The 8,248-nt window shown below is 51.0% G+C and carries 7 protein-coding genes; 1 reads left to right on the forward strand and 6 read right to left on the reverse strand.

The features are described from left to right. Window positions 1–12 precede the first annotated feature (12 nt). Complete coding sequence (gene hisC / locus HMPREF9944_RS06005) at window positions 13–1,047, forward strand: histidinol-phosphate transaminase (RefSeq protein ID WP_008565169.1); 1,035 nt, start codon at window positions 13–15, stop codon at window positions 1,045–1,047. 371 nt (window positions 1,048–1,418) lie between these two features. On the opposite strand, the gene HMPREF9944_RS06010 is transcribed toward hisC, so the two are convergent. The 6 genes from HMPREF9944_RS06010 to HMPREF9944_RS06035 form a co-directional block, all read right to left on the reverse strand. Then, window positions 1,419–2,465: a zinc ribbon domain-containing protein gene (locus tag HMPREF9944_RS06010; protein WP_008565170.1), complete on the reverse strand. Its 1,047-nt coding sequence runs from the start codon at window positions 2,463–2,465 to the stop codon at window positions 1,419–1,421. A gap of 25 nt (window positions 2,466–2,490) precedes the next feature. After that, window positions 2,491–3,189 (reverse strand): glycoside hydrolase family 25 protein, encoded by a 699-nt coding sequence (locus HMPREF9944_RS06015; protein WP_008565171.1) that lies wholly within the window; start codon window positions 3,187–3,189, stop codon window positions 2,491–2,493. A gap of 146 nt (window positions 3,190–3,335) precedes the next feature. Next, complete coding sequence (locus HMPREF9944_RS06020; protein ID WP_008565172.1) at window positions 3,336–4,016, reverse strand: hypothetical protein; 681 nt, start codon at window positions 4,014–4,016, stop codon at window positions 3,336–3,338. Between the two features lie 16 nt (window positions 4,017–4,032). Continuing rightward, the gene (locus HMPREF9944_RS06025) at window positions 4,033–5,262 is read right to left on the reverse strand and encodes a Na+/H+ antiporter NhaC family protein (RefSeq protein WP_406674627.1); all 1,230 of its coding nucleotides are present in this window, start codon (window positions 5,260–5,262) and stop codon (window positions 4,033–4,035) included. 73 nt (window positions 5,263–5,335) lie between these two features. Continuing rightward, window positions 5,336–6,832, reverse strand: a complete 1,497-nt coding sequence (locus HMPREF9944_RS06030; RefSeq protein ID WP_008565174.1) for a UxaA family hydrolase — start codon at window positions 6,830–6,832, stop codon at window positions 5,336–5,338. A gap of 29 nt (window positions 6,833–6,861) precedes the next feature. Next, window positions 6,862–7,926: a LacI family DNA-binding transcriptional regulator gene (locus HMPREF9944_RS06035; RefSeq protein WP_008565175.1), complete on the reverse strand. Its 1,065-nt coding sequence runs from the start codon at window positions 7,924–7,926 to the stop codon at window positions 6,862–6,864. Window positions 7,927–8,248 lie beyond the last annotated feature (322 nt).

Below are 8,248 nucleotides of genomic sequence, written 5' to 3' on the forward strand. Positions count from 1 at the left end.
AGCAGGCACAAGATGAAAGAAATCAAGGCACTTTGCCGCCCCAATATATGGCGTTTGGCCGCCTACAGCTGTGCCAGAACCGAGTTCTCGGGCCGTTCGGCCACCGTGTTTCTCGATGCGAACGAGAACCCCTACAATAAGCCGTTCAACAGATATCCCGACCCTTTGCAGCAGGAATTGAAGCAGTTGCTCGCTGCCGTAAAGGGTGTTCCGGCAGAGAACATCTTCTTGGGCAACGGTAGCGACGAGGCCATCGACCTGCCTTATCGCATCTTCTGCGAACCCGGCATCGACAATGTCGTGGCTATCGCACCCACCTACGGCATGTACGAGGTGTGCGCCGATGTCAACAACGTGGAATACCGGCCCGTGTTGCTTGATGCCGATTATCGGATAACAGCAGACAAACTTTTAGGAGCCTGCGATGCGCACACGAAACTGATGTGGATTTGCTCGCCCAACAATCCGACGGGAAACCTGATCGACCGTGAGGCGATAGAAAAAGTGTTGCAGATGTTCCAAGGCATCGTCATCATCGACGAAGCCTATAGCGACTTTGCCAACGCCCGCCCGTTCAGACATGAATTGGCGAGCCACCCCAACCTCATCGTGCTCAACACGATGAGCAAGGCGTGGGGTTGCGCGGCCATCAGACTGGGCATGGCCTTTGCCTCTAAGGATATTATCGGCCTGTTCAACAAGGTGAAATATCCCTACAACGTCAATGCGTTGACCCAGCGACAGGCCATCGATGCACTGAAAGACCCGTTCGCCGTGGACAAATGGGTCTCCATCATCAAGCAAGAGCGCACGCGCGTCATGCAGGCCTTTGCAGACCTTCCCATTTGCAAGAAGGTATATCCCACGGAAGCCAACTTCTTCCTTGCACGGGTCACCGATGCACAGGGCATCTACGATTATCTCGTCGACCGAGGCATCATTGTGCGCAACCGTACGCGCATCACGCTTTGCGACGATTGCCTGCGCATCACCATCGGGACGAAATCCGAGAATCAGGAACTGCTGGCCGCGCTAAGAAAGCTGTGAGAGGCTTTCCCGCGGCACTCGGGGCATCTGGTATAAGTTCTTAAGGGAAGAATTACTCCAAATCAGTCATAAAAAAGATTGCGCCCCGGGGCGCAATCAATATTTCTTTCGTTTTGGCACTTGCGCCCTGTGCGCAGTTAACACAGCTTAACAGGCGGGACTTTCGTACCCCTACGATGTTAACACAGCTTAACAGGCGAGACTTTCGTACCCCTACAATGTTAACGCAGCTTAATGGGCGGGATTTGCGCACGTTGCGCAGTTAACACATGTTTACGTTTGAGACCTTCGCCCGGGTGCGCAAGCTATATTTTATTCGTTTTGAGGCTTGCGCATGCGGGAAAAGCGAATAATCGGTTTGGATTCGAATGTTATTCGAGTATCTTGACCATGTTGAACGAGCTGATTTTGTCGTTGGGGCTGACTTTTGCGCTGATGCGAAAAGTGCTCTTGCCGCTCTTCGATGCGTCTTCAGACTCTTTCAGCTGGACGGCGGAGAATTTCACGGTGTATTCGTATTCGCCCTCGCCCACTTCTTTCTTGTCGATGGAATAGTCGTTGTTGATGCGCCAGTTCATGTTGGTGATGTCGTCTTTCCACAGTTTGTTGAGGAATGTTGACACGTCGCTTCGGGTGGCGTCCGACTTGCCGAGGAACGAGGTCATGATGCTTTCGCAGGTGCTTGTCAGTGCGGTTTCGTCGCGCGAGTTGATGCTTTGGAAGAAGTGGCGGAAGAGGCTGGCGATCATAGTTTTCTCTTCGGGTTGCACGGTCTTGGCATTCACGTTTTTGATGCCGTCTTTAGCCTCGTCCACGTATTCTCCGTTGGGATGGCGCTGCAGGTAGCTGTTGTAGGCATCGGGCGTGTTGGTCGTCGAGGCGGTGATCCAGTCGAGCGAGTCGATCTTGTGCTCAGCCTCGGCTTTGTAGGGAGAGTTGGGATGGTTTGCAAGATAGTCTTCGAAGACCGACTTCGAGTTGCTCACCAAGGCGTTTGTCCAGTCTCTGTCGCTCTGCATGAGCACCGTCAGGTGGGCCTGAATGCTGTCGATGTGCGCTCTCGGGGCATCGGTGAAGGTGTCCAAGTAGGCCTGCAGCACGGCGGGGTCAGACGACCTCATGGCATATTCGTATTCGTCTTGCTCCTTGCCGGCCTGTGCATCGTGATAGAAATAGAATCCTGCGGCGCAGGCGACCAGTGCGATGACGAGGCAAATGATGAGCAGGTTCTTCGTGTCTTTTTTCTTTTTCTCGTTGTCGGGCCGTTGCGGTCTGTCGGTTTCCGACGTTGGGGGAACGGGCGGAGGAGTCGTCGTTGCGGGCTTGATTTTCCCTGCTATTTCCACACCACATTTGGGACAAATGGGAGCCTTGTCGCTGACAGGGTTCCCGCATTCCGGACATTTTATTATTGCCATACTGTTGTTGTTATAAAGGTTATTGTCAGTGTTTGAATCTTATTTCGCGCAGGCTGTGGCGGTCCATAAACCGGCTTTTGTCCACATAGCCGTTGATGCCGTTGATGCGGCCTTTTCCGGTGTATTGCCACAACGTATATTCGCGGTCGTCGGCCAGGACGGGCGTACGGTCGGTGTATTGTGCAATCATCAGCTTGTAGCCGTTGATTTTGCCTTGCAGATAGTTGTTGTAGAAGTTGACGAACGTGTAGAGCAGCGGCTTCTGGTTGTAGGCCTTTTCTACCATGGTGATGAATTTGAACAGCGAGTCGCAGAAGGCTTCGGTGTCGAGGCCGCCCTTTGTCTCGATGTCGATCATCGGGATGAGGTCTTGCTTGGCCGGCTGGCATTGGGTGGTGAAGTTGCGCAGTTGGAGAGCGAGGTCGGTCTTGGGCCGGAAAAAGTGGTATGAGCCAACTTTCAGTCCGTATTTGTGTGCCAGTTCGATGTTGCGCTCGTATTTCCGGTCGATATGGTCGCCGCCCTCGGTGGCTTTCAGATAGACGTAGGCCATCTTGGAGTTCTCGCCCAGCGTTTCCCAAAACACGTCTCCCTGATAGTGGCTCAAGTCGATTCCATGCACATGGGTGCACGTGTCTTCACATTGAATGTAGTCCTGCGCCTTCATTGCCGTTGTGGAGAGGAGCGCGAGTAGGAGGGCCGTGTATGTCTTCTTGAAACTCATGGCTGCAAAATTACCCTAAAAAGGCATAATGGCAAAATAAATTAATTTTATTTTGCTTATTCTGCACGTGCATTTGTTATAAAACTCCGGGAAGAAAGTAGGGAAAATCGAATCGGGAGATCAAAATTCTCATATCAAAACTCGCGTTATTCCTCAATTTTCGGAAGACTTTTTGAGAAATTCGACAGCAGATTGCCGATGGTCTCCATGGGGGCATAAGTAAGATAGCTTATGTTTCGGCATAGCAATTTTCGGGTGTTGTGTGGAGGGAGGTCATTATCTTGTCCGGCGTGTTGCGCTTCGTCACGTTCGATGTTGCTGATGGAACGGAGGGTCAGCGGAACGGCATTCCGCTCTATCCGCTTCACGAAAGGAAGTTCGTCTTTGCTGAATCCCAAAAGGCTGGTGAGGACACTTCCTTGAAGCTGTGCCAAGCGCGCGATGTGCAGTTTTGCCAGCCAAAGCTCCAGTTTCACGAAGTCGACCTTGTCGCCGCGTGAGCGCAAGTATTGCCCCAATTGTATAATGCCGCGGACGGGCATTCCGTAATTCATCGTTGCATTGACATTGCTGACGATGATGCGCAGGAGATAGATGGTTTCGATGGAAGTATCGATGGCGTGCGGCTCCTCTCGCTGTATTTTCTTCAATCGTCTGTTCAGTATCGGATTTGATAAGGCAATTTCTCCGGCCGGCATGTCGGCGATATGCTTCATGATTGCCATGAGCTTTCTTATCTTGAACCTTGACATGGGTTCCAACCGTTCTTGGGTTTGAAAGTTGTCAATCCTGAGTTTCGTAAAAAGATTGCGATAGATGATATGCATAGAACGACGGGACAGGTTAGGAGAACTTCTTGGGATACCGCAGCAGAATTGACATCAAGGCCGCTACGCCAATGGCCATCGGATAGTAAAGGTAGGAGAGGATTTGTATAGGGCTCACCCCGGCCAATCCTGCGGCCAGCAGCATTTGGACACCGTAGGGAATAAGTCCTTGCACGCAGCAGGAGAAAGTGTCCAGTATGCTGGCGGCCTTACGGTTATCGACACCGTATTTATCTCCTATCTTCTTTGCGATGGAACCTACAGTCAAAATGGCCACCGTATTATTGGCCGTACAGATGTTGACAAACGAGACAAGCGTTGCGATGGATAATTCGGCTCCACGTTTGCTGTTGATTTTCCGAGTCATCTTATCGATGATATAATCAATGCCACCATTCTCACGGATTATCTCCAGCATTCCGCCAGCCATCATCGCAATAATGACGAGCTCGCCCATGCCGAGGACGCCGTCGCCCATGACCGAGAACCAGCTGTAGACATTGTAGTCACCGGTTGCCATGCCGATGATGCCGCACAAGAAGAGTCCCAGTGTAAGCACGGCCATGACGTTCATGCCTGCAATAGCTGTAATCAAAACTATAAGATAGGGGAGCATCTTGACATATTCGACTGGAGGAACTGTGGTTGGGGCACTGATTTCGTTTCCCAAAAAGAAATAAATAATGAGGATAATAAGGGCTGCCGGTGCCACGATGGCGAAGTTCACGCGGAATTTGTCTTTCATAGCACAGCCTTGCGTCTGTGTTGCAACTACCGTTGTATCCGAAATAAACGAAAGATTGTCGCCGAAATAGGCTCCACCAACAATGACAGCCGTCATCAGAGCTGTGTTGAAGCCTGTGGAGTGGGCTATGCCAGCTGCAATGGGAACCAAGGCCACGACCGTTCCTACACTGGTGCCGATAGACACGGAAATGAAACACGCCGCCAAAAAGAGTCCCGGTAACAGCATGTCCGACGGCAGATAATGAAGCGTGAAGTTTACGGTCGTATCAATGGCTCCCATGCTCTTTGCCGATGCAGCAAACGCACCGGCCAAGACATAAATCCAAAGCATGAGCATCAGATTACCGGCCCCGGCTCCCCGGCTGAACATGTCTATCCTTTTCGTTATGGGAAGACCACCCGATATGATGATGGCATAGATACTCGACAGCATGAAAGCGACAGAGAGCGAGAGATTAGGCTCGTTTTTCCCTTTGTCGACGGAATAGATTGTAAACATCACGATGAATGCAATCAGCATGAAGAGTGGCGATAGGGCCAGTAATCCTTTCTTATTACTCAAATTCTTTGTTTTATAAAGTTACGCCGTTTTTGAAAATGGCTATCTCTCTGTAATCGTTGATTTCGTTTCTGACCAAATCGCCGCTTGCCGTAGCGATAATCTTGTCAGTAAAGCGGTTCCTGAGACTGTCCATATCCGTTCCCTCCACGAGCTCTCCCGCATTGAAGTCAATCCAGTTGCGCTTCGTGTTGTAAAGATTGGAATTGGTGCTTATCTTCATTGTGGGGACGAAAGTGCCGAAAGGCGTGCCGCGACCCGTCGTAAACAGCACCAACTGGCAACCTGACGCAGCCAGCGCCGTGGCGGCGACCAAATCGTTTCCGGGGGCAGACAGCAGGTTCAGTCCGTTATGTCGCAGGCGTTCTCCATATTCAAGAACACCGCTGACAGGGGCACGTCCACACTTCTGCGTGCATCCCAAAGCTTTATCTTCTAAGGTAGATATTCCGCCGGCCTTGTTTCCGGGAGAAGGATTCTCGCCGACGGGTTCGCCATGACTGAGAAAATAATCTTTGAAATCGTTGATCAGGCTTACGGTCTTCTGAAACAGCTGCGGTGTCTTACAGCGGTTCATAAGAATGGTCTCTGCCCCGAACATTTCCGGAACTTCCGTGAGAATGGTCGTACCACCTTGTGCAACCAGCCAGTCTGAGAATTCGCCGACAAGCGGATTGGCCGTTATGCCACTGAAACCGTCGCTTCCTCCACATTTCAGACCAACGCGCAGTTTGCTGACGGAAACTTCGCTACGCTTGTCTTGTGCGGCTTTCGCGTAGAGCTGTCGTAGGAGCTTCATTCCTTCTTCCATCTCGTCGCCCTCGACCTTCTGGGTTATAAGAAGCTGAATCCTGTCGGCATCATAATCTCCTAACAGTCGCATGAAGTCTTCGGGCTGATTGTTCTCGCAGCCCAACGACAATACCAGTACGGCACCGGCATTAGGATGCAGACAAATGTCGCGAAGTATTTTGCGCGTGTTCTCGTGGTCGTCACCCAATTGCGAGCAGCCATAGTTGTGGTGCCAAGCATGCACGGCATCGATGCCTTCGAGCCGAGTCTCTTGTTCCAGTTGCTTTGCCAGACGTTCGGCTATGCCATTCACGCAACCCACCGTCGGGACTATCCAGACTTCATTCCTCACACCCACTTCACCATTCTTCCGGACGTATCCCTTGAAAGTCCTGTGCTCATCTTTAATGTCGAGCACCTCTTTCACGGGCTTGTATTCATAGTTCAGCGTGCCCGCAAGATTGGTCCCGATATTGTGCTCGTTGACCCATTCACCCGCTTCGAGGTTTTCTTTTGCATGGCCGATAGGGTAGCCGTATTTGATGATGTTCTCTCCTTTTGCCGTGTCACGCAGTAAAATCTTGTGTCCGGCAGGCGTGTCTTGGCGTACCGTGATGCGTCGCCCGCCGATTTCCAGTGTCTCTCCTTTGTCGATAGGGCGAAGGCAGACGACGACCGTGTCGGCCTTGTTGATTTGTAAGTAAGCAGTTTGTTTCATGTTGATTGGTTGTAGTATATTTGTTTGTTTTATAGTTGTGTTCGTCGATAAAAGTCGATGTTTTCCTTCATAATGAGCTCGATGGGCATGTAGTTTACAGGCTGAACCTCCTTTTTCAGCACGATGGTCCTGAACAGTGCCTCGACGCAGGAATAACCTTGTTGGTAGGCGTGTTGGGCAATCAGAAAGGAGATGCTGCCTTTCTTGAGGCACTCCGCGTTCTTGCCCACCATGTCGTAGCCCATGATGTGAACGTCTGCACGGTTGGTCCTTTGCAGGAACTCGCCTACGAGATGTGCCTTTGAGCCGAACGTGATGCAATGCCGGGTGAGCGTATGCCGGGTAAAATAGTCTTCGAGGATTGCGGCGTAGGCATCTTTCGTATCGTCGAGCGGTAGATTCACTTCGTTGATGCTCACTTCCGGGTAATGCGTTTCCATGTAATGTCTGAACCCCACTTCGCGGTTCGCCTGTTGCTTGCTGACCACGCTCCCGTTCTTCATCTGTTTCATTAGCATGATTTCCTGCGCCCCGGCAGCTTCCATCATCAGGACTCTTGCCGCAAAATATCCGCTGCTGAATGAGTCTTGACCGTAGAACGACAGCGGACGGAGTGCCGGCAGATAAGAGTCGAGCATAACGAAAGGAATGCCTTGTTCATGCATGGCGTCCGTGAACTCTTGTGTGACTGCAGGCTCGGCCGGCACGATAATCACGCCGTCGGGCCGCAGTGCAAGGCATGCTTTGCTTTCCTGCCTGAACGACGCATTGTCGAAGCGTTCGTAATAAACGAGCCTTACGTCGATGTGGAAGTCGCGCCGCGCCTCCATGGCCTTGTTCGCGCCCTCCTCGATTTCCTCCCAGTAAGCCTCCTGTTCGTGCTTAGGAATGAAAAGATAGAAAGTGTAGGATTTGTTGTGTGCCAGCGCACTTGCATACATGTTGGGCTGGTAGTTCATCTCCTTAAGGGCCTGCTCCACTTTCTCCCGTGCCGGGGCCGACACGTTGGGGCGCTTGTGGAGCACTCGGTCTACCGTTCCCACAGAAACGCCCGCCCGTTCAGCAATGTCTTTGATTCTAATCATCTCGTTCATGTTCCTTTTTTATATGTGGGGGTCCCACGGGTGCAGTCTTGTCGCTGCAAAATTAGCAATTAAAGTTGAATTGCACGAAAGTGTGGCCGTTTATTTCATCAAAATGGAATGAGTGTCTCTAACATTTCTTGACCGATTATTTGGCCGTTCCGAAATTTTGCCTTACCTTTGCACGCGATGATAAAAAGTAATCATATATATTATAAAGGTGTGAGCCTGATGCAAAGAAACTTTGATTTCTCTGCATCTTTTAACGCTTATTATTTGGTCAATCCAAATAATTTGCTAACACACACACACACACACACACACACACACACAC

Source organism: Segatella maculosa OT 289 (genome assembly GCF_000243015.1).
GTDB lineage: Bacteria > Bacteroidota > Bacteroidia > Bacteroidales > Bacteroidaceae > Prevotella > Prevotella maculosa.